The 20,502-nt window shown below is 70.5% G+C and carries 26 protein-coding genes and 1 other RNA gene; 19 read left to right on the top strand and 8 right to left on the bottom strand.

Going from position 1 to position 20,502, the window contains the following annotated elements; translation table 11 throughout:
• Positions 1 to 2: 2 nt before the first annotated feature.
• The 5 genes from ligD to VGC56_RS09165 all read left to right on the top strand — a co-directional run bounded on the left by ligD (position 3) and on the right by VGC56_RS09165 (position 5,134).
• Entirely contained in the window at positions 3 to 917 is a 915-nt protein-coding gene (gene ligD, locus VGC56_RS09185; protein ID WP_464124594.1) for a non-homologous end-joining DNA ligase, read from the top strand.
• Positions 918 to 1,036: 119 nt separating this feature from the next.
• Positions 1,037 to 1,540, top strand: a complete 504-nt coding sequence (locus VGC56_RS09180; protein ID WP_464124593.1) for an EF-hand domain-containing protein — start codon at positions 1,037 to 1,039, stop codon at positions 1,538 to 1,540.
• A 73-nt stretch (positions 1,541 to 1,613) separates the two neighbouring features.
• Positions 1,614 to 2,339, top strand: coding sequence for a response regulator (locus tag VGC56_RS09175; protein ID WP_464124592.1), 726 nt, complete (start codon positions 1,614 to 1,616; stop codon positions 2,337 to 2,339).
• Positions 2,340 to 2,371: 32 nt separating this feature from the next.
• Positions 2,372 to 3,706 carry an ATP-binding protein gene (locus VGC56_RS09170; protein ID WP_464124591.1) on the top strand — a complete coding sequence of 445 codons (1,335 nt, stop codon included), beginning with the start codon at positions 2,372 to 2,374 and terminating at the stop codon, positions 3,704 to 3,706.
• An 81-nt stretch (positions 3,707 to 3,787) separates the two neighbouring features.
• Positions 3,788 to 5,134 carry a L,D-transpeptidase scaffold domain-containing protein gene (locus VGC56_RS09165; protein ID WP_464124590.1) on the top strand — a complete coding sequence of 449 codons (1,347 nt, stop codon included), beginning with the start codon at positions 3,788 to 3,790 and terminating at the stop codon, positions 5,132 to 5,134.
• Position 5,135: 1 nt separating this feature from the next.
• Here the strand turns inward: VGC56_RS09165 and VGC56_RS09160 are convergent, their stop codons facing one another.
• Complete coding sequence (locus VGC56_RS09160) at positions 5,136 to 5,390, bottom strand: DUF2171 domain-containing protein (protein ID WP_464124589.1); 255 nt, start codon at positions 5,388 to 5,390, stop codon at positions 5,136 to 5,138.
• A 132-nt stretch (positions 5,391 to 5,522) separates the two neighbouring features.
• Between VGC56_RS09160 and epsC the strand changes: the two genes are divergently transcribed.
• Together epsC and VGC56_RS09150 are read left to right on the top strand one after the other, a co-directional pair.
• Complete coding sequence (epsC, locus tag VGC56_RS09155; RefSeq protein WP_464124588.1) at positions 5,523 to 6,227, top strand: serine O-acetyltransferase EpsC; 705 nt, start codon at positions 5,523 to 5,525, stop codon at positions 6,225 to 6,227.
• Positions 6,227 to 6,565 (top strand): DUF2794 domain-containing protein, encoded by a 339-nt coding sequence (locus VGC56_RS09150; RefSeq protein ID WP_464124587.1) that lies wholly within the window; start codon positions 6,227 to 6,229, stop codon positions 6,563 to 6,565. The genes epsC and VGC56_RS09150 overlap by 1 nt, the downstream gene beginning before the upstream one ends.
• A gap of 37 nt (positions 6,566 to 6,602) precedes the next feature.
• On the opposite strand, the gene VGC56_RS09145 is transcribed toward VGC56_RS09150, so the two are convergent.
• The 3 genes from VGC56_RS09145 to VGC56_RS09135 form a co-directional block, all read right to left on the bottom strand.
• Entirely contained in the window at positions 6,603 to 7,682 is a 1,080-nt protein-coding gene (locus VGC56_RS09145; RefSeq protein ID WP_464124586.1) for a hypothetical protein, read from the bottom strand.
• Between the two features lie 83 nt (positions 7,683 to 7,765).
• Positions 7,766 to 8,665 (bottom strand): SDR family NAD(P)-dependent oxidoreductase, encoded by a 900-nt coding sequence (locus VGC56_RS09140; RefSeq protein WP_464124585.1) that lies wholly within the window; start codon positions 8,663 to 8,665, stop codon positions 7,766 to 7,768.
• 164 nt (positions 8,666 to 8,829) lie between these two features.
• Positions 8,830 to 9,288 carry a hypothetical protein gene (locus tag VGC56_RS09135; protein ID WP_464124584.1) on the bottom strand — a complete coding sequence of 153 codons (459 nt, stop codon included), beginning with the start codon at positions 9,286 to 9,288 and terminating at the stop codon, positions 8,830 to 8,832.
• Positions 9,289 to 9,503: 215 nt separating this feature from the next.
• On the opposite strand from VGC56_RS09135, the gene VGC56_RS09130 reads away from it, so the two are divergent.
• The 6 genes from VGC56_RS09130 (at position 9,504) to VGC56_RS09105 (ending at position 12,818) form a co-directional block, all read left to right on the top strand.
• Positions 9,504 to 9,914: a hypothetical protein gene (locus tag VGC56_RS09130; protein ID WP_464124583.1), complete on the top strand. Its 411-nt coding sequence runs from the start codon at positions 9,504 to 9,506 to the stop codon at positions 9,912 to 9,914.
• Positions 9,915 to 9,931: 17 nt separating this feature from the next.
• On the top strand, positions 9,932 to 10,210 hold the full coding sequence (locus VGC56_RS09125) for an HPr-rel-A system PqqD family peptide chaperone (protein WP_464124582.1): 279 nt from the start codon (positions 9,932 to 9,934) through the stop codon (positions 10,208 to 10,210).
• Positions 10,207 to 11,070: an HprK-related kinase A gene (locus tag VGC56_RS09120; RefSeq protein WP_464124581.1), complete on the top strand. Its 864-nt coding sequence runs from the start codon at positions 10,207 to 10,209 to the stop codon at positions 11,068 to 11,070. Before VGC56_RS09125 ends, VGC56_RS09120 begins: the two co-directional genes overlap by 4 nt.
• Positions 11,067 to 12,074 carry a nucleotidyltransferase domain-containing protein gene (locus tag VGC56_RS09115; RefSeq protein WP_464124580.1) on the top strand — a complete coding sequence of 336 codons (1,008 nt, stop codon included), beginning with the start codon at positions 11,067 to 11,069 and terminating at the stop codon, positions 12,072 to 12,074. Before VGC56_RS09120 ends, VGC56_RS09115 begins: the two co-directional genes overlap by 4 nt.
• Positions 12,075 to 12,133: 59 nt before the next feature.
• Complete coding sequence (locus VGC56_RS09110) at positions 12,134 to 12,508, top strand: hypothetical protein (RefSeq protein WP_464124579.1); 375 nt, start codon at positions 12,134 to 12,136, stop codon at positions 12,506 to 12,508.
• 130 nt (positions 12,509 to 12,638) lie between these two features.
• Positions 12,639 to 12,818, top strand: a complete 180-nt coding sequence (locus VGC56_RS09105) for a hypothetical protein (RefSeq protein ID WP_464124578.1) — start codon at positions 12,639 to 12,641, stop codon at positions 12,816 to 12,818.
• Between the two features lie 160 nt (positions 12,819 to 12,978).
• Here VGC56_RS09105 and VGC56_RS09100 read toward each other — a convergent pair whose 3' ends face one another.
• Positions 12,979 to 13,284: a hypothetical protein gene (locus VGC56_RS09100; protein ID WP_464124577.1), complete on the bottom strand. Its 306-nt coding sequence runs from the start codon at positions 13,282 to 13,284 to the stop codon at positions 12,979 to 12,981.
• Between the two features lie 147 nt (positions 13,285 to 13,431).
• Positions 13,432 to 13,800: a transfer-messenger RNA gene (ssrA, locus tag VGC56_RS09095) on the bottom strand.
• 70 nt (positions 13,801 to 13,870) lie between these two features.
• Here ssrA and VGC56_RS09090 point away from each other — a divergent pair.
• The 6 genes from VGC56_RS09090 to VGC56_RS09065 all read left to right on the top strand — a co-directional run bounded on the left by VGC56_RS09090 (position 13,871) and on the right by VGC56_RS09065 (position 17,538).
• Positions 13,871 to 14,476, top strand: a complete 606-nt coding sequence (locus VGC56_RS09090) for a LemA family protein (RefSeq protein WP_464124576.1) — start codon at positions 13,871 to 13,873, stop codon at positions 14,474 to 14,476.
• Positions 14,477 to 14,487: 11 nt separating this feature from the next.
• Positions 14,488 to 15,072 (top strand): TPM domain-containing protein, encoded by a 585-nt coding sequence (locus VGC56_RS09085; protein WP_464124575.1) that lies wholly within the window; start codon positions 14,488 to 14,490, stop codon positions 15,070 to 15,072.
• A complete protein-coding gene (locus VGC56_RS09080; protein ID WP_464124574.1) occupies positions 15,069 to 15,881 on the top strand; it encodes a TPM domain-containing protein in 813 nt (270 codons plus the stop codon). Before VGC56_RS09085 ends, VGC56_RS09080 begins: the two co-directional genes overlap by 4 nt.
• Positions 15,875 to 16,549, top strand: coding sequence for a TPM domain-containing protein (locus VGC56_RS09075; RefSeq protein ID WP_464124573.1), 675 nt, complete (start codon positions 15,875 to 15,877; stop codon positions 16,547 to 16,549). The genes VGC56_RS09080 and VGC56_RS09075 overlap by 7 nt, the downstream gene beginning before the upstream one ends.
• Positions 16,546 to 17,076, top strand: a complete 531-nt coding sequence (locus tag VGC56_RS09070) for an NUDIX hydrolase (RefSeq protein WP_464124572.1) — start codon at positions 16,546 to 16,548, stop codon at positions 17,074 to 17,076. The genes VGC56_RS09075 and VGC56_RS09070 overlap by 4 nt, the downstream gene beginning before the upstream one ends.
• A gap of 78 nt (positions 17,077 to 17,154) precedes the next feature.
• A complete protein-coding gene (locus tag VGC56_RS09065; protein ID WP_464124571.1) occupies positions 17,155 to 17,538 on the top strand; it encodes an acyl-CoA thioesterase in 384 nt (127 codons plus the stop codon).
• A gap of 21 nt (positions 17,539 to 17,559) precedes the next feature.
• On the opposite strand, the gene VGC56_RS09060 is transcribed toward VGC56_RS09065, so the two are convergent.
• A complete protein-coding gene (locus VGC56_RS09060) occupies positions 17,560 to 17,844 on the bottom strand; it encodes an NADH dehydrogenase ubiquinone Fe-S protein 4 (protein ID WP_464124570.1) in 285 nt (94 codons plus the stop codon).
• 53 nt (positions 17,845 to 17,897) lie between these two features.
• Positions 17,898 to 20,450, bottom strand: a complete 2,553-nt coding sequence (gene hrpB / locus VGC56_RS09055) for an ATP-dependent helicase HrpB (protein ID WP_464124569.1) — start codon at positions 20,448 to 20,450, stop codon at positions 17,898 to 17,900.
• Between the last annotated feature and the right edge of the window lie 52 nt (positions 20,451 to 20,502).

Raw genomic sequence — 20,502 nt, 5'->3', positions numbered from 1 at the left:
TGATGGCCGGCGGGGCCGATCCGGCCGCCTCGGGCCCGAAGCCGATCCCCGGCACGGCAAAAAAGGGCGGCGAGCCGAGTTACAAGAAGCCCAGGCTCCCGCCCAAGCCGGAAATCCTCGCTTATTATGCCGCGATGGCGCCGCACCTCCTCGTCCACGCTGGGCGGCGGCCCCTCAACCTGTTCCGCTGCACCGCCGGCTATTGCTTCTACCAGCGCAACCGCAACCATCCCGCCTCAGGCGACGCGTTCGGGCCGCCGGTGCGCTTCGTGCCGATCACGCAAAAGAACGGGCGGACCGAGGAGTATCTCTGGGTCGAGGATGCCGAAGGGGTGCTCGCCTGCGTGCTCGCCGACGGGATCGAGTTCCACGGCTGGGGCAGCCGCGTCGAGCAGGTGGAGAAGCCTGATCGCATCGCGCTCGACCTCGACCCGGGGGAGGGGACGGACTTCGAGAGCGTCAAGGCGGCAGCCTTGACCATGCGCGCCCTGCTCGACGCGGTGGGGCTGGAAAGCTTGCCGATGCTGTCCGGCGGCAAGGGCATCCACGTCGTCGTGCCGATCCGCCCGGAGCTGGAATGGGACGGCGTCCGCGCCTTCGCCCGCCGTCTCTGCGCAGCGCTGGCCGAGGCGGAGCCGCAGCGTTTCACCATCGCCTTGCCGAAGGCGGAGCGGAAGGGGCGCATCTTCCTCGATTTCCTCCGCAACCAGCGCACCGCCACCGCCATCCTCCCCTGGTCGCTGCGGGCGCGGCCCGGCGCGCCCGTGGCGGCGCCGGTAACGTGGAAGGAGCTGCCGGACCTAGACCGCGCCAGCCGCTTCACCATCGCCGATGCCGGCCTGCTCCTGCGCCGCGCCCGCAGCCGCGCGCTCAAGGGCTGGGGCGAGGCGGAGCAGTCGCTGCCGAGACTCGCTTAAGACATCTCCTCTGATACAATTTGCGACAGCTTCCGCCGCGCGCGGCAAAGCTCTGGGACATATGCCTCCCATTGGGGAGAGCGCGCGCCGCACAGGCGCCGCTCAGGGAGACCAGAGAGATGAGACCGACCATTATCCTGCTCGCCGCCGGCGCGGCGATGATCCATGGACCAGGGCTGCTGGCCCAGCCCCCCGGCCCGCCGCCGCACGATCCGATGGCGATGTTCGACGCCGACCGCGACGGCAATATCAGCCTGGCCGAGCTGCGCGACGGCTCCGCGAAGCTGTTCCGCGCCATCGATTTGAACGGCGACGGCCGCGTCACCCTCGACGAGATGCGCGCCCATCACGAGAAGCTGATGGCTGCGCATGGTGGCGCGCATATGGGAGCACCGCCGGGCGGCCATGGCGGCCCGCCTCCCGGTGGTCCGCCCCCCGGTGGTCCGCATGGCCCGCCGCGGTTCGACGAGCTCGACAGCGACCATGACGGCGCGGTCACTCTCGCCGAGTTCCAGTCGCATCTCGAACAGCATTTCGCGATGCTCGACGCCAACAAGGACGGCGTTCTCAGCCACGACGAACTCGAGGCGACGCACCGCATGATGCACCCGCCGCGGTCCTGAGCCGCGCAGGGGCGGCCGGTGTTTCGCGCCGGCCGCCCTTGACGCGCGCCCTTAAGCCGACGGAACATCCGCCATGGCAAGTGCCGCAGAGCCCCACATCCTGCTCGTCGACGACGAACGCTCGATCCGCGATCCGCTGGCGCAGTATCTCGGCCGCAACGGCCTGCGTGTCACCAAGGCCGCCGACGCCGCATCGGCGCGTCAGGCGCTCGCTGGCTACGGCGTCGATCTCATCCTCCTCGACGTGATGATGCCGGGCGAAGACGGCCTGTCGCTCTGCGCGCACGTGAGGGCGACCAGCGGCATCCCCGTTATCCTCCTTACCGCCCGGGCGGAAGAAACCGACCGCATCGTCGGCCTCGAGATCGGCGCGGACGATTATGTGGTGAAGCCGTTCAGCCCACGGGAGCTGTTGGCCCGCATCAAGGTCGTGCTGCGGCGGGTCGGCGAGCGGCCATCGCGGAGCGGGGCAGTCGGCCCCGAGTCGTACGCGTTCGGGCCTTGGGTGCTGCGGACAGGGGAGCGCGAGCTTGTCGATGCCGAGGGGGTGGCGGCGCCGCTCTCGACCGGCGAGTACAACCTCCTCCTGGCTCTGGTGACCCACGCGCGGCGGGTCCTCACCCGCGACCAGCTTCTCGACCTCGCGCAGGGCCGCGAGCTCGCCGCCTTCGAGCGGAGCATCGACAACGCCGTGTCCCGCCTCCGCCGGAAGATCGAGGCGGATCCGAAGCAGCCGGTCCTGCTCAAGACAGTGTGGGGCGGCGGCTACATGCTCGCCGCCGACGTGACGCGGCTATGAGGCGGCTCATCCCCAGGAGCCTTTTGGGGCAGATGCTGCTGCTGATGGGCGCGGCGCTGCTCGTCGCCCAGCTCGTCAATTTCGCCGCCTTGCTCAACGAGCAGCAGAAGCTGAGCCTCGCCCAGAACGAGGGGCCGGCGATCTTCCGCTTCGCCCAGATCGCCGCAACCGTCGCCGAAGCGCCGCCCGCGGAGCGGGCGATCGTGCTCAGGAACCAGCCCGCCGGACCGGGAATGATCTTTCGCCTCGGACGGGACGACGTCGTCGCCAGGGCCGGCCTCACACGCGATCGGGAGGTGGAACGGCGGCTCGACGGTGCGCTGCGCGATCTCGGCCGCCCGCTCGGCGCGGTCCGCGGCGCAGTGCGGGTCGAGATCGGCGGGCCGCCGCCGCAGCCAGGCCCGCACCGGCCTCCTTTCCCCGGCCCGGATCAGCGCAAGATCGTCTTCCTCTCCGCAGATTTGGGGGACGGGACCTGGCTCAACGGCCGCCTCCCCGCGCCGCAGTTCGATCATTGGCTCGTCCACCGCCTGCTGGTCGCCACCTGTTTCCTGTTCCTGCTCGTCTTCGCGGCAGTGTTCTGGATCGCCCGTCGCCTAGCCGCGCCGCTGAGAGACCTGACGGCGGCTGCGGAAGGCTTTGACGGCGCCGACGGCCCGCCGGTGACCGAGCGCGGGCCGTCGGACATCCGGGCCGCGATCGCCGCGTTCAACGCGATGCGCCGCCGCACCCTCGGCCTCCTCGACGAGAAGGACCGGATGCTCGGCGCCATCGGCCACGATCTGCGCACCCCGCTCGCCTCGATCCGTATCCGGGCCGAAAATATGGGGCCGGAGGAGGAGCGGGAGCGGCTCGTCGCCACACTCGAGGAAATGCACGCGACGCTCGAGGACATTCTCGTCCTCGCGCGCACCGGCCGCTCCGCCGAGCCGGCGCGGCCGATGGACGTGGCCGCCCTCGCCGACTCGATCGTCGAGGAGCTGCGCGATCTCGGCCGCCTCGCTGCGTTCGAACCCTCTCCGCGCACGGTGCTGGCGGTACGGCCCAACCTGCTCCGCCGGGCGCTGCGCAACCTCGCCGACAACGCCATCGCGTACGGCGGAGGCGCGACGCTACGGGTCGAGGACGATCGCGAGGCCGTGCGTCTCGTCGTCGAGGACCAGGGGCCGGGCATTCCGTCGGAGCGGTTGGCCGAGGTGCTGGAGCCGTTCCGGCGCCTCGAAACCTCGCGGAACCGGGAAAGCGGCGGCGCCGGCCTCGGCCTTGCCATCGCGCAGGCGGTAGCCGCGGCGCATGGCGGTCGCCTGGAGCTCGTCAATCGCGAGGGCGGCGGGCTCCGCGCCGTTCTGATCCTTCCGCGAGGCTAGCGTGAAGCGGAGGCGTCCCGGAGCGGGGCAGGCGTAGCCAGCGTCTTGAAACGGGACGGGAAAAGGGGCTGAGATGGGGCCGTGACCGGCGCCCGCCTCAGCCTCTTGCTCCTCGCCGCGCTCGCCGCCTGCGGGCGTTCGCCCGACTCGGCGCCGCCGCACCGGGAAGCGCGACCTCTGGCGGGAGCGGCCCTGCCGCCGGTGGAGGTCGGCGCGGAGATCGCCGCTTTCTACGCAGCGCACAGCAATCGGCCGCTCTGGGTCACCCGCGGCGCCGTTCGGCCGGGCGCCGAGCGCGCCGCCGCCCTGCTCGCAGGCGCCGCGGACCACGGTCTGGACCCGGCCCGCTACGGCGCCGCGGACCTGCAGGCGGCGGTGGCGTCCGCCCGCACGGGAGACGCAGTGGCCCTCGCGCGCTTCGAGCTGCTCCTCTCCCGCGGCTTCACGGCTTATGTCGAGGACCTGCGGGCACCCGCCGCGAATCCCATGCTGCAGGTGGAGGAGGGGCTTGCGCCCGCACCGCCGTCCCCACGCGCGCTGCTCGAAAGTCTCGCCGCCGCACCGTCGCTGAGCGAGGGTGTCGCCGGTGCGACGCGCATGAACCCGCTCTACGGCGCTTTGCAGCGCGGTTACGCCCGCTGGCGCCTGCGCCCGCACCGCCCGGAGGAGGAGGCACAGGCCCGCCTCAACCTCGACCGCGTCCGCGCCATTCCCGCCGAAGCGCCGCGCTACGTCGTCGTCGACCTCGCCTCGGCGCGGCTGTGGATGGTCGATCACGGCAAGGTCGACGGGCCCATGCGGGTCATCGTCGGCAAGACGAACATGAAGACGCCGCTGATGGCGAGCCGGCTGCGCTATGCCGTCCTCAATCCCTATTGGAACATGCCGCCCGACCTCGCCCGCGATCGCGCGAAGCGGGTGCTGAAGCAGGGCCCTGCCTTCCTCGCGGCCGGCGCTTTCCAGATCCTCTCCGACTGGGGCGAGGCGGCGCGGCCGATCCCGGCCTCGGCGGTGAACTGGCGCGCCGCCGCGTCCGGCGCCGAGTCGCTGCGCATCCGCCAGCTTCCCGGCGGCGCAAACGTCATGGGCCGGATCAAGTTCATGATGCCGAACCGGCTCGGCATCTACCTCCACGATTTCCCCGACAAGTCGCTCTTCGCGCGCGAGGACCGCCGCCTCAGCTCCGGCTGCGTCCGCCTCTCCGACGCGCCGCGGCTGGCGCGGTGGCTGTTCCGAGGCGCGGCGCCGGCTCCGGACGGTGCCACGCCCGAACAGCGCGCCGACCTGCCGGAAGCCGTGCCGGTCTATCTCACCTACGTCACCGCGCTGCCGGGCTCAGGCGGCCTCGACTTGAGGGCGGACCCCTACGGCCTGGACCGAGTCCAGCTCGCCTCAGGAGCCCGCCCACAGAAACATCGTTCGGGCTAGCTCAGCCCGCCCCGCCTTCCTCCTCCTCGAAGGTCACCGCGTTGGCGCCGGTGGCGGAGAGGCGGACTTTGTCGCCCTCGACTTCGGCGACGAGGCCGAGCGAGATGTAGTGGTGGTGGCCCTCGTGCGAGCCCTGGCCGCTGTCGGCCTTGGTGAGCTTGATGCGGTCGCCATCGACATGGTCGACCGTGCCGACATGGACGCCGTCGGCGCCGATTACTTCCATATGCTCACGGATGTCGCCTGCGTTCGCCATGGGATGTGCTCCTTGAGTGGGGGGTCAGGCGGGGCGCTTAGCACGCTCGTGAAACGATCGCACGGCGGTTGCTGGTATTTTAAGAACGGCCTGCCTATCTTCGCGGCAAGAGAGACTGCGGGACCGCGTTGAATGCTGAACGGGCTGACGGCCTATCTCGACTCGATCAAGGCGCGCGACCCCGCACCCCATTCGCGTTGGGAGGTTATCCTGTATCCGGGCCTGTGGGCGCTGGGCTTCCACCGCGTTGCGCACTGGCTGTATCGCGGCGACCTCTATTTCCTCGCCCGTTTGATCAACCATATCGGCCGCTTCTTCACCGCGATCGACATTCATCCGGGCGCGGTGATCGGCAGCAACTTCTTCATCGACCACGGCTTCGTCGTCATCGGCGAGACCGCGGAGATCGGCGACGACGTCACCATCTACCAGCAGGTGACTCTGGGCGGGACCAATCCGACGGGCGGCGAACCCGGCAAGCGGCACCCGACGATCGGCAACGGCGTCATCATCGGCTCGGGCGCGCAGGTGCTGGGCCCCATCCATGTCGGCAGCCGGGCGCGCATCGGCGCCAATGCGGTGGTGACGAAGGACGTGCCGGAAGGGGCGACCATGGTCGGCATTCCCGCCCGTTCGACGCTCGTCTCCGCGGAGAACAGCGCCGGCCATTTCCTTCCCTACGGCACGCCGTGCAGCGAGATGTTCGATCCGGCAACGCAGAAGCTCGAAATCCTCCAGTGCGAGGTGGAGCGCCTGCGCGCCCAGATCGCGGCGCTCGCCGCCGAGCGCCAGGCGCCTCCCGCGGCCCGCAAAGGAAAGGAGCGCGACCGCGCCTGATGGGTACCGTCCACCCTTTTCCGGGAGGCTCCTCCCCGCAGATCGGCTTTACTCGCGCCGAACTGTCGCGGATCATCGATCTGTACGGCCGCATGGTCGCTGCGGGGATGTGGAAGGATTATGCCGTCGAGTTCGGGCGCGACCACGCCGCCTTCTGGGCCTTCCGCCGCTCGGCCGAACGGCCCGAATACAAGGTCGAGAAGCGCCCGGCGCTGCGCTCGAAGCAGGGCATGTGGGCGCTGGTCAACGAGAGCGGCACCGTCGTGCGCCGCGGCCATGAGCTCGGCCCGATCCTCGCGCCCCTCGAGCGCCGCCTTCTGAAGGTCGTCGAGAAATAAGTTGCCTCCCCACCCGTGCGGATGGGGAGGCAGGAGATTACGCGGCAGGCACCACCGCCCGGTCGAGCACCGGGAGCTTGGCCCGGATGCCCTCGGGAAGCGGCTTCACCACCATCGCCCGTGCGCTGTGCCAGAAGGCCGAGAGCAGGAGCAGGGCGGAGCCGATCACCAGAGCGGTCAGCGCCAGGCTGAGCTCGACCGCGCCGGCCTGTTCGAACAGGCGGCTCAGCGCGAACAGCACGTAAGCCAAGGCCGAGACGAGCAGCGCGCGCCGATCGATGGCGAGGGCGGTCAGGCCGAAGATCGCATAGACCACCAGCACCACCACCGCGCCGCCGGCCGATGCGCCGCCGTCGGCGAGGCCGAGCAGGCGGAAGATCGGGTGGACCATCATGGGCGCCGCCAGCAGGTGGAGCCAGAAGGCGACGTCGGAGCGCCGCGTCTCGCGGCGCGGGTCCGAAGCGTCCCAGGCCATGGCGAACAGGAACACGCCGATCCCGAGCAGCAACAGGAAGCCGAGGAACACAGGATCGCGCGGACCTGTGTCCAGCCCCGAGGCGATCAGCGCCATGACCAGGCCCGCGACCGAAGCGGCGCCCGCGGCGACCGTGATCGGCACCCGGAAACGCCGCCAGTGCAGCCAGGCCGCTCCGGCACCCACCGCGCCCGCGGCGGCGGCGCTGAACCCACCCGCCATCTTGTTATGCTCCACAAGCTCCGGCCCGACCCCGAGAACGAGGCCGAAGCCGGCCGTCGCCACCACGCCGCCGACGAAGGCGAGGAGGAGGAGGATGCTCGGCAGCGCCATGCGCCGCTTGCGGGTAAAGAATTCCGCGAGGCCCCAGGCGGCGCCGGCCACGAGCAAGCCGCTGGTGGGCGAGGGGCCGCCCTCGATGCGCGGGCCGATCGACCATCCGATATAGCCCAATGCGAAGAGCAGGATCGCCGCCGCGACGGCGACGAAGATGTCGTTGAAGCCGGTGATCAGCCGGAAATGCTCCTCGTCCACCGCCGGGCTCGCGCTCCTTGTGGCGACATAGGCGCGAAGCGACGCCGCGGCTTCGGGCGTCATCGCCCCCGCCGCCACCGCCGCTTCCAGATCGCTTTCGCTATACATGTGCATTCCTCCCTAACCGGAGGGTCCATAACACAGGTGTGTTGGTGTATCAACACGGTAAGCTTGCACGCCTGCCGGCGAGACTATTGCCCCAGCGAGGTCTTCAGGATCAGCATCGCCTGCTCGGTGCCGGACTGCGGGACGATCTCGCTCTCACGGCTGACGATCCTGTCCCAATTGGCGGCGACTTCCTCGACGGTCCGGTGGCCCTCAGGGAGCGCGTAGCCGGGGGTGAGGGTGACATAAGCCGCTTGGACCACGCCGGCGCCCGCGCCGATTATCACGTTCGACGGCGCCTGCTCGGACACGAGATAGAGCGCCGCCGGCGCGACATTCTCCGGGCTGAAGCGGGCCAGCATCTCCGGCGGGAAAATGTCCTGCGTCATCCGCGTCGTCGCCGTCGGCGCGATGGTGTTGACGCGGATGCCGTGCTTGGCGCCCTCGATGCTCAGCGTCTTGGCGAGGCCGGCGACGGCCAGCTTGGCGGCGCCGTAATTGGCCTGCCCGAAATTGCCGTAGAGGCCGGTGGAGCTCGCCGTCATCAGGATGCGGCCGTAATTCTGCGCCCGCATCGTCTCCCACACCGCCTTTGTGCAATTGGCCGAGCCGATCAGGTGGACGTCCACCACGGCGCGGAAATCGGCCATGTCCATCTTGGCGAAGCTCTTGTCGCGTAGGATCCCGGCATTGTTGATGAGGATGTCGACGCGGCCCCACGCCTCGACGGCGGCGGCGACCATCGCCTCGACCTGGTCCAGTTCGATGACGCTGGCGCCGTTCGCCATCGCGGTGCCGCCGGCAGCCTCGATCTCGGCGACCACCGCGGCCGCTGCATCCGAATGCCCGGTGCCGTCGCGGGCGGCGCCGAGGTCGTTCACCACCACTTTCGCGCCGCGCCGGGCGAGCTCCAGCGCATAGGCCCGGCCGAGCCCGCCGCCCGCGCCGGTGACGATCGCTACCCGATTTTCGAAGCTGATGGTCATGCCTTCGCCTGCTCCTCGTCCGGCCTGAATGGGAGGAGCCGGGCGCGCACGAACCAGGCTCCGGCGCCCGCGAGGGAGCGCCGGAAGCTCATGGCAGAGAAAGGCGGGCCGGACCAGTCCGCCTCGCGCGCCGCCCATGGGTTTGGGGGCGCGTCGGCCGCGCCTTATTTGTGGCGGCGGGTGGTGCGACGGTGGGTCGTCTTCTTCGTCGTCGTCGTGGTGGTGTCACCGCCGGCGTCCGCCGTCGCTGTCATGTCGCTGCCGCCGCCCGCGGCCGTCGAGCTGCCGCCGGCCGGGCCGTGGTTGCGCTCATAGGTCTGGGTGCAATGGTCGGTCATCTTGCGGGTGCAGGGCGGCAGCGGGCCGGCCGGCGCCATCGTCGCGCCGCCGCTCGCGGGCGCGCCGGTGCCGCCGACGCTCGGTGGCTGGTTGTACCCCGCGGGCGCTTCGGCCGGCGCGGAGATCACGGCGACGCCGCGCGCGTCCCGCTCGGGGGCCGCATTGCTGGGGGCGACGGTGCCGCCGCCGCCGCCCGTGGCGGTGGTGCCGCCCTGGCCGGTCGTGTCCTGCGCATAGGCGGCAGTGCCGACCATCAGCGCGGCCGCGAACAAAAGAGTCTTCATCAGGTGATCCTCCTTGGGATGACAGCCGCCCCTACTCTGGCGACCCGCCACCCCAACGCCCCCGAAACGATTTTTCTCCGCCGCCGTTCATGAAAGCAAATTTAGGTTTTTTCCGCCCGAGCCCGTCCCGCGCCGGGACGCGCGAAAGCCGCCCCTTTCCTCAAAGGCTTGCGGCCTTTACCCTTGCGAAAGGCGGCAGGCATAAGGCGGTGCGGATGAGCGAGCCCGGTACAGAGCGCGGAGCGGACGGCGGCAGCCTGGTGCCGAGCCGGCGGACCGTGCTCGCGCTCGGCGCCGCCGCGGCCTCGACCGTGGTGACGATCCGGCCGGCGCTGGCGCAGACCGCGGGCTCGGTGATGCACTGCCAGATCCCGATTCCGACGCCGCAAAATGCCGGGAGCTACATCGCCCCCGACGGCAGCGTCGTCCCGCCCGGGACCGCCGGCGCCTTCCCGCCGCCGCCGCGGCCGCTGACCGGGGAGGAGGCCAAGGCGCTGATCAACCACGGCCCCACGCCCGCCGGCGTCGATCCGGAGGCGGCGCAGGCCTATGTCAATTACATACGCCGTCTGCAGGCGGGGATGAGTGGCTTCACCTGCTACGCCTCGCTGCAGCTGCCCCGCTGACCCGAGCCGCCGCCGGCATGGCCGGTTCCACCTACATCGCCGACGCCGACATCCTCGCCGCAGCCGCCGAGCTGGAGGGGCTGACCTTCCTGTTCGACGCGCGCTCCGGCCAGACCCATATCCTCGCCCCGCCCGCGCCGCAGATCCTCGAGGCGCTCGCCGGGCAGGCCGGGGATGCGGAGGACATCCTCCGACGCATCGGCGACCGGTTCGACGTGCCCGCCGAGGGCGCCGCGGCGGCCCTGGCCGCCCGCCTCGCCGAGCTTGAGGCCGCCGGCCTCGTGCGCCGGCCGTGAGGCATCAGCTTCGCCTGCAGGTGGGGCCGGTGGCGTTTCGCATCGGATCCGAGTGGGCGAGGCCGATTGCCGAGCTCCGCCGCCTCTACGCCCGCTATCCCGAACCGGAGGGCGTGTGCGACTTCACTGTGCGCCTGGAGGCGGAGAAGCCATGGCGGCGGTTCGTCCGCCCCTCGGTCGCCATCCGTGGCGATTACGTCCTGCCCGATGCCGCGCCGCTGCCGCTCGCGCTCGGCCTGCTTGCCGCCGAAATGGGGATGAACCTCCAGATGGCCCTCGGCCAGCGGCGGTTCCTCCTCCTCCACGCGGGGGCCGCCGAGCGGGACGGGCGGGCGCTGCTCCTCACCGGCGAGTCGGGGGCGGGCAAGTCGACCCTTTCGGCTTTGCTCGGCGAGCGGGGCTGGCGCTTCATGGGCGACGAATTCGCGCTGCTCGACCTGGACGACGGCCGCCTACACCCCTTTCCCCGCGCCGTGAGCCTCAAGAACGAGGCGGCGGAACTGTTCGCAGGCGTGGCGCCGGACCGGCTCGGACCGGTCCTGGAGGGGACGCCCAAGGGCAGGATCCGGCACCTGCGGCCCAATGCGTCGGCGATTGCAGGAATGGGCGAGGCCGCGGTGCCGGCGCTGATCCTGTTCCCGCGCTTCGGCGCTGATCTTGCCGCGACCGTGCGCCCGGTCGGCGCGGCCGAGCTGTTCATGCGGCTCACCCAGGCGTCGACCAACTACGTCGCGCTCGGCCGCCGCGGCTTCGACAGCCTCCTGCGCCTGTGCCGCGACACGCCCGCGCGGGCCATCGACTATGCGTCCAGCGAGGAAGCGGTGGCGCTGGTCGAGCAGCTCTGGGAGGCGCGGCAATGAGCGGCGTCGCGCTTCAGCTCACCCGCCTGCTCGCGGACCCGGCCACGCCGCCGGACGTCAGGGACTGGACCGCCATCCTCTCTTGCGCCCGCGCCGAGTCCCTCGGCGGAACGCTGGCGTTCAGGCTGCAGGGACAGGCGCTGCCCGCCGAAGTCGAGCGGCTGATGGAGGATGCGCGCCGCGCCTCCGGCACCGTCCGCACCGAGGCACTCTGGGAGGCCGAAATGGCCCGCCGCGCCCTCGCGCCCCTCGGCCTTCCCGTCATCCTCCTTAAGGGCACGGCCTATGCCGCCGCCAGCCTCGATGCCGCGCAGGGCCGCTCGATCGGCGATCTCGACATCCTCGTCCCTCGCGCCGCCCTGCCGAAGGTCGAGCAGGCCCTGCTCGCCGCCGCCTGGGAGTGGGTGAAGGAGGATGCCTACGATGACGCCTATTACCGCCGATGGATGCACGAGCTGCCGCCGCTCATCCACCGCGCCCGCGACAAGATGATCGACGTCCACCACACGATCCTGCCGCTGACCGCCCGGCCGAAGCCGGACGCGGAAGCGCTGATCGCCGACAGCATGCCGCTGGAGGACGGCCTGCGCATGCTTTCCCCGGCGGATATGGTGATCCACGCCGCCGCGCATCTGCTCGCCGACGGCGATCTCGCCGGCGGGCTTCGCAACCTCTGGGACATCGACCGGCTGCTGCGCCAGTTCGCCGCCGCGGACGCGGCCTTCTGGCAGGCGCTGCACGCGCGTGCCAAGCGGCACCATCTCCTCCCCGCCCTCCACCGCGCGGGCCGGCTCGCGAACGACCTTTACGCCACCCCGGTGCCGGAAAGCTGGCGCGTCTGGGACGGCGCCGATCCGTTGTTCAAGGCACGGCTGCTAGCGCGCGACGGCTGGGGCAGGGCGACGCGCCGCCCGCTGCGCTTCGGCTTCTACGTCCGCTCCCACGCGCTGCGCATGCCGCTGCCGATGCTCGCCAGGCACCTCTGGACGAAGGCGCGGCGCTAGACCATGGGTCGGCCTGCCGCAGCGCGTTGCGGCAGCCATCTTTCCGAAGCGGACCTTCTATGACCCCCGATTTGCGCGCCGCCATTGCGGCCGTCTGCATCAGCGATACGTGCGGTTCCGCCGTCTATTCCCTTTATGACCATGATGCAGGCTCCCGCCTCAACGTCGAGGCGCAGGTGGGCGGCGGCCGCGCGGTGAGCTGCGACCGCGACAGCGGGCACAGCTTCGGCGGCGACCTGCCGGAGCTCTGGTATGCCCCGGCCGAAGCATGGGTCCATCTCGGCGCGCGCGGCGGCGGCGTCTATGAGGGGCACGACCGCACCGCCGACACGGCCTTCGCCGTGCGCGTGTCCGGCGCTGTCGCCCAGCTTTACGATCATGATCGCCAGGCATGGAGCGCCTACACCGCGGACCTCATCGCCGCCGCGTTCTGAATTGGCTCCGGATCGGTGCGAATACGGCACAAAGGCCGTTTCGGCGGTGCAATTACGGCAACCTTGCCGCCTTCCCTCCGTTTTTGGACTTAAATGGATCAAGCCGCTGCGGCGGCGGAGGATGCAGACGATGACGCGCAACAGGCAGAGCGAGAGGAGCGAGAGGGCGGCAAAGCGCCTCGAGCGCGGCCTCGTTCGCAGCCGCGCCGTCGTCGCCGACTATCGCGCCCGGCTTCTCCTCCTGCGCGAGGCGTTGCAGCGCCGCCCCCAGCCGGCGCTACGGCCGGTACGGAGTTCCAACGGCGATTGACGCCGATACCGGGGACCGTTCCGAACCGTTTCCAGAATTGAGTAACCGCCCTGCCGCGATTCATGCTATCGCACCCGCGGGGGCAGAGTTTTCGAACTCTGGCGCTGGGGTCGAAGGAGAGCGTGGGGGCTCACCTTCGGCTTCCCGCCGGAGCAAGTGGTCAGGGCCGGCGGCGCTTGGGAGCGCCGCCCGCCACGGCGGGCGCGGTGCCGTTCGCGGGCGCGATCGTCACCGTCGCCGTATTTCCAGACATCTGGTTGAGCAGAGCGTCCGCCTCGTTGTCATAGGGCGCGGCCGCCGACTCGGCGCCGTTCTCCGCCTCCGAGTGAAGCTGGTTGTAGCGTTCCTCGAGCGCGCGCGAGGCTTTCTCCGACTGCACCTCGACATTCTCCTCCGGCGTCTTCTTGCAGCCGGCGAGGAGCAGGGCGGCACTGGCCGCGGCGAGGAGGGGCGCGCGCAGGATCATGCACGTGTCATCGCAGGAGCAGGCGCGCGGGAAAAGGGGGAAGGTGAGGGGCTTTCCGCTGCCCGGCGCGGCGGCGCACTGGGCGAGAGGCGCACTGGGCAAGAAAGGTCCGGGGGGTTCTGTTGCCCGGCCCCCCCGGCGGCCGCTGGTGTCTGCTTCTGTTGCCCGGTGCAGCCCGACCGCGCTTTTGTCCTTAGTAACTCAACCCGTGAGGGTCAGGTTACGCGGCAATTGCGAGTGCTACGTTATCGTTGGCACTTGTGTAATGGGCCGTCGCGGTGGTCCCATTCCGGGCGAAAGCTGCGCGTTTCAACACACGTCGATCCTGGTTCGGCCCCATCAGCTGAGCCGCAGGGGCGGCACGCGGTCCACGCGTGTCGCTCTTGCGGCGAAGATGGTGGAGCCGCCGGGTACTGCCCCCGGGTCCGCTGCATCTATTGAACGCAACATTTTATCGCCATAGCCGGCAAGCCGGCAGGGGCTGATATAGGCGCCCCGCCGCGAAAATTGAAGGGGCAACCCGTTGCGGCGGCGGACCGGACCGCCTACCTATGCACGTAATACACCCAAGGGAGGGGACTTCTCGATGAACCGCAAACGCCTTGCCGCCCTGCTGCTCGCCCCCGTCGCCGCCGCGTCGCTGTCGGGCTGCGGGATCAACTCGATCCCCACCGCCGAGGAGAATGTGAAGGCCCGCTGGGCCGACGTCGAGGCCGACTTCCAGCGCCGCGCCAACCTCATTCCGAACATCGTCGCGACGGTCCAGGGCGCAGCCGCGTCCGAAAAGGGCATCCTGGTCGGCGTCACCCAGGCTCGTGCGGACGCGACCAAGATCCAGGTCACCGGCGACCAGCTTTCCGATCCGGCGGCGATGCAGCGTTTCTCCGAGGCGCAGAACCGCCTCACTTTGTCGCTCCAGCGGCTCCAGGAAGCCTATCCGCAGCTCCAGAGCCAGGGCAATTTCAAGGCGCTGATCACCGAGCTCGAGGGCACGGAGAACCGCATCGCCATCGCCATTCGCGATTACAATTCGGCCGTGCAGGGCTACAACACCCGCATCCGCACCTTCCCGGACGTGATCGGCGCGAAGGTCTTCTATGGTGCCAAGCCGAAGGTGACCTACCAGGCGAAGACTCAGAACGCGGAGGTCGCGCCGCCCGTCAGCTTCGACACCAACACGGCTGGTCACTGACCCGCGTGCCGGTGCGCGGCGCCGCTTTCCTTCTCCTGATCGTGCTCCCCGCCGCGCCCGCGGCGGCGGGGGGCGGCGACGCGGTCGACGCCGTGCGCTGCAGGGCGGGAGCCCCGGCGGCGGCGACCGCAAGTGCCGCGTCCATACGCATACCGCGGCTCACGGGCCGCGTCGTCGACGAGGCGCACATCCTCTCGCCGGCAACTCGCGATGCCCTCACGCGCCGCTCGGCGGGGCTGGAGCGCAGGACGCGGGACCAGCTCGTCGTCGTCACGCTGCCGGACCTCAAGGGGCGGGCGATCGAAGCCTGGGGGCTCGCCCTCGGCAACGGCTGGCACATCGGCCAGAAGGGCTTGAACAACGGCGTGCTGCTCGTCGTCGCGCCGAACCAGCGCAAGGTTCGGATCGAGGTCGGCTGCGGCCTCGAAGGCCTGGTGACCAACGCCCGCAGCGCTGCGATTATCCGCGACCCGCTCCTCCCCCTGCTAAAGTCTAAGCGATACAACGCGGCCGCGGAGGCCGGCGTTGCGCGGATCGCGGCCATCCTCGAACGCGACACACGGCGGCCGCAGCCGCGCCGGGAGCCTCAACGATGAAACGAGTCTGGGCCTTCCTGCTTCTCCTCCTCGCGTTCGCCGCTTCGCCCGCGGCCGCGCAGAAATTCCCGCCGCTGACCGGCCGGGTGGTCGATACCGCCGGCCTTCTCAGCCCCGCCCAGCAGCAGGCGCTGACCCAGAAGCTCGCGGCGCTGGAGAAGGCGAGCAGCCGCCAGCTCGTCGTCGCGACGGTGCCGGACCTGCAGGGCTATCCGATCGAGGATTATGGCTACAAGCTCGGCCGCGCCTGGAGCATCGGCCAAAAGGGGGCGAACAATGGCGCGATCCTGCTGGTGTCGAAGGGCGATCGCCGGGTCCGAATCGAATCCGGCTACGGCCTCGAGCCGATCCTCACCGACGCCTTCAACCTCTCGGTGATCGACGAGAAGATCGTCCCCGCCTTCAAGAACAACGATTATCCCGGCGGCATCAATGCCGGCGTCGATGCCCTCATCGAGCAGCTCCAAGCCCCGCAGGAGGCGGCCGAGAAGCGGGCTGCCGCGGCGACGCAGAAGGTCCACCAGGTCCGCCAGCAGAGCCACAGCTTCGTGCCGCTGATCGTCTGGGCCGTGATCATCTTCGCGTTCGTCATCCCGATGTTCCGCAAGCGGCGGAAGGTCTATGGCCGGCGCTACGGCCGCGGCGGCGGCGGCGGCGTGTTCCTCTGGGGTCCGGGCCTGGGCGGCTGGGGCGGCGGCGGCGGCGGCGGCTGGGGAAGCGGCGGCGGCGGCGGCGGCTTCAGCGACGGCGGGGGTTTCTCGGGCGGCGGCGGCTCGTTCGGCGGCGGGGGAGCATCGGGATCATGGTGAGCTTCACGGACGAGGACCGCGCTCGCATCGCCGCGGCGGTGGCGGAAGCCGAGCGCGGCACGGACGCCGAAATCGTCACCATCGTGGCACCCAAGTCCGACGCCTATCACGATGTCGGCCTCCATTATGCCGTGCTGGCGATGCTGCTCGTGCCGGTCGGGCTGGGGCTGGTGCCGCAGGCGTGGATCGACTGGGCGGTGGCGCACATCCTCGGCTGGGGCGCGACGCTGACCCGCGGCGAGGTCATGCTCTACCTCTTCGTCAAGCTCGCGCTGGCCTTCCTGATCGTCCGCTACGCGCTCGCCTGGATGCCGCTCCGCATGGCGCTGACTCCCCACGCGACCAAGACCCGCCGCGTCCGCCGCCGCGCCACCGAATTGTTCAAGGCGGCCTGCCTCGGCCGCACGAACCGCAAGACCGCGATCCTCCTCTATTTGTCGATCGCTGAGCGCCGCGCCGAGATCGTCGCTGACGAGACCATCCATTCGAAAGTCGATCCCTCCCAATGGGGCGAGGCGATGGCCGCGCTCGTCACCGAGGTGAAGGCAGGGCGGCCCGGCGAGGGAATGGCACAGGCCGTCGAACGGATCGGCCGCCTGCTTGCCGAGCATGTCCCGGCGCTTCAGGACAATCCCAACGAGATACCCGACGGAGTCATCGAGCTTTGACCGAGGCAAGCGACGCGCCGAAGGAACAGGTCTGGGAAGGCAAATATATCAAGGTGACGAAGCAGGGAACGTGGGAATATGTCTCCCGCACCCGCGGCGTCGGCGCGGCGGTGATCGTCGCCATCCATGAAGGCCATGTCATCCTCGTCGAGCAATATCGCGTGCCGGTCGGCGCGCGCTGCATCGAGCTTCCCGCCGGCCTGGTCGGCGACGAGACGGCGGGGGAGGGGGTCGAGACCGCCGCCATCCGCGAGCTGGAGGAGGAGACCGGCTATACGGCGGAACGGATGGTCGACCTCGGCCGCTATCATTCGTCGGCGGGCATGTCCTCGGAGGCCTTCACCCTGCTGCGCGCCGAAGGGCTGACCAAGATCGGCGAAGGCGGCGGCGTCGATGCGCACGAGCAGATCGAGGTGCATCGGGTGGCGCTCGCGGCCGTCCCCGCCTTCGTCAAAGCCAAGCGTGCCGAGGGCGCCTGCGTCGATGTGAAGCTCCTGCTGCTGCTCGCCGGGGACCTCTTGCGCTGACGCGGCGCTTGGCGCGCGGCCGGAACTGACATATGTGTCAGTTGTTGCCGCTCAGTCCTCTCGTCAGCGAGTTCCCCCATGTACAAATGCAGTCTCGCCATCGCGCCATCCGACATCGACCACATGGGTCACGTCAACAATGCGGTGTACCTGCGCTGGGTGCAGGATTCGGTGGTGCGCTATTGGGAGGCGATCGCGCCCGCCGAAGCGGTGGCGCGGCACCTGTGGGTCGCGCTGAAGCACGAGATCACCTACCGCCGGCCCGCCTTCCTCGAGGATGGCGTGGTGGCGGAAGTCGTCGCCGAGCACGTCCAGGGCGCGCGCTCCTTCTTCAGCACCGTGTTCCTGCGCGGCGAGGAGGTGCTGGCGGAGGTGAAGAGCTGCTGGTGCTGCCTCGACGCGGCGACCAAGCGGCCGGTGCGGCTGGCCCGCGACGTGGTCGAGCGCTTCCTGCCGCGCTGAGCCGCGGCCGCCGCCGGCGGGTTATTTGAAATTGTCGGCGTAGCTCTGGAGGCGCAGCTTCGCGGCCGGCGCGGCGGGCGTGACGTGGTAGGCGATGCCGTGGCGCTCGGCATAGGCCTTGGCGGCGTCGAGATCGGGAAAGCCTATGGTGACCTGGCTCTGCGTGTCGGCGCCGCCGGACCAGCCGGTGAGCGGATCGGGACTGTGCGGCCGGTGCGATTCGTACTGGAGGATCCACTCCCCCGCCCGCGCCTGGCCGGACTGCATCGCATTTTTCGACCGCTGGAAGATCCGCGCCGCCGCCATCTCACTTGCTCCTCAGGTTCCGCCGCGCCGCTTGCCGGAGGATGCGCCGCAAATCAACGCCTGCGCGCATCGGCGTTCTTGGTGCGCAGCGTCGGATCCGCGCGTGCGGGATCGTCCGGCCACGGATGGCGGGGGTAGCGGCCGCGCATCTCCTTGGCGACCGCCGCCCAGCTTCCGGCCCAGAAGCCCGGTAGATCGCGGGTGGTCTGGATCGGCCGTCCCGCAGGCGAGGTGAGGCTGAGGACGAGCGGGATGGCGCCCCCGCCGACTGTGGGATGCTCGGCGAGGCCGAAAAAGACTTGGGGCCGGGCGGTGACGGTGGGGCCCGCCTCGGCCTCATAGTCGATGGCGTGGCTGCTCCCGGCGGGCGTCTCGAAGGCATGGGGGGCGAGCCGATCCACCGCCTTGCGCCCCTCCCACCCAAGGATCGCGTCCAGCGTGCCGGAGAGGGGCGCGGGATCGACGGCGCGCAGGCTGGCTTTCCCCGCGACGAGGAAGGGGAGCCAGTCGTCCGCCCTCGCCAGCAATGCCTCATCGGAGATGTCCGGCAGCGACGGATCGATGCGGCGGGCGAAGCTCGCCCGGCGGCGCAGGGAACGGGCGCCGTCGCTCCACGGCAGCAGATCAAGTCCGTGGGTGCGCACGCCTTCAACCAAGGCTGCGGCGATCTGTTCGGGAAACGCCTTGGCGTCGCGCCCCTCCGAGAGGGTGATGGCGCCGAGGCGGCGTCCGCTGCGGGCGCGGACGGTGCCGGTCGCAGGATCGAACGTGAGCTGGGCGCCCGTTTCGACGCGATCCGCGAACAGCGCAAGCACGTCCGCTTCGTCGAGAGCGGCGGCGGAAAGGATGCGCGCGCCCGCGGCGGTGCCGGACACCTCCGCCACCGCCAGCCACTCCGCCCGCGCCAGCGGCGACGTCGCGTCGAGCCGGAAGCCGCGCCCTCCCACCGATAGCCACTCCTCCCCGGACGCCGAGCGGCGCCGGGACAGGCGGTCGGGGTATGCAAGGGCGATGCAGGCAGCGATCTCCCTCTCTCCTTCAGAAGAGAGGGGGAGTCCGGAACGCTCCGACTGCCCCTCCCCCAACCCTCTCCCCTGAACGGGAGAGGGCTTTTGGGTGAGTTGCAACCACCGCCGGGCCAGCCCGCGCGCCGCCTCCGCGCGCTTGACCCTGTCGCCGCGCCAGCGCCGCAGCCTGATCTCCAAGTCGGCGTCGTTCCCGCCGAGGCCCCGTTCCGACAGCAAAACCGCCACCTCAGCCGCCGTCCGGCCCCAGCCGCGCGCGGCGGCTTCGATCAGCATGTGCGCAAGCCGCGGCGGGAGGGGGAGGCTGGCGATGGCGCGGCCGTGCCCGGTCGGGCGGCCCTCAGCCTCGATCGCACCCAAGGCGAGCAGGCGCCTCTTCGCCTCGGCAACGGCGGCGGCCGGCGGCGGGTCGAGCCAACGCAGCTGGCGCGGGTCCGTCACACCCCACAAAGCGCAGTCGAGGACGAGCGCCGACAGGTCCGCCTCCAGGATCTCCGGCGGGTCGAAGCGTGGGAGGGCGGCGGTCGCCGCTTCCTCCCATAGCCGGTAGACGATTCCCGGCGCCTGCCGTCCGGCGCGTCCCGCCCGCTGGGTGACGGCCGCCTGGCTGGCGCGCTCGGTGACGAGGCGGGTGATGCCGGCGGCGCGGTCGTAGCGGGGCCGGCGGGCGAGGCCGGAATCCACCACCACGCGCACCCCGTCGAGGGTGAGGCTGGTCTCGGCGATCGACGTCGCCAGCACCAGCTTGCGCACCCCCACCGGCGGCGCCCCGATGGCAGCGCGTTGCTGCCCGAGCTCCAGGCTGCCGTGGAGGCGGTGGAGCTCGGTGCCCGGCGGAAGGGGCTCGACCCGCTCCGCCGTCCGCTCGATCTCCGCCACTCCCGGAAGAAAGGCGAGGATGCTGCCTTCCGTCTCGGCGAGGGCGCGGCGGATCGCCGGCGCCATCTCGTCCTCAATCCGCCGCTCCGCCGCGCGGCCGAGGTGGCGGAGCTCGATCGGATGGGAACGGCCCTCGCTGGCGATGACCGGCGCACCGTCCATCAACGCCGCGAACCGCTCTCCGTCCAGGGTCGCCGACATGGCAAGGAGGCGAAGATCGGGCCGCAGCGCCGCCTGCGCGTCGAGGGCGAGGGCAAGGCCGAAATCGCTGTCGAGGCTGCGCTCGTGCACTTCGTCGAACAGCACGGCGGAAACGCCGGGCAGCTCCGGGTCGGTCTGGATGCGGTTGCGGAAGATGCCCTCGGTGAGAACGAGGATGCGGGTGCGCGCCGACCGCCTGGTATCAAGCCGCGTCGCATAGCCGATCGTCTCCCCCACCCGCTCCCCCGCCAGCTCCGCCATCCGCTCGGCCGCGGCACGGGCGGCAAGGCGGCGCGGCGAGAGGAGGAGGATCTCGCCGGTGCACCATGGTTCGCCGAGCAGGGCGGGGGCGACGGCGGTGGTCTTTCCAGCCCCCGGCGGCGCGACGAGCACCGCCGAGGAGCGCTCCCGCAGCGCGGCGAGGAGGTCGGGGAGGGCGTCGTGGATGGGGAGTTGGGTCACGCGGCGCCGTTTCTCGTCATCCCGGACTTGATCCGGCATCCATCATCGTGTGTCCAACGGGGGAAAACAAAGGTGGACCCCGGATCAAGTC

Source organism: Allosphingosinicella sp. (genome assembly GCF_036403745.1).
Lineage (GTDB): Bacteria > Pseudomonadota > Alphaproteobacteria > Sphingomonadales > Sphingomonadaceae > Allosphingosinicella.
Note: the sequence above shows the minus strand (reverse complement) of the source record. Positions and strands in the feature narration are given on the sequence as shown.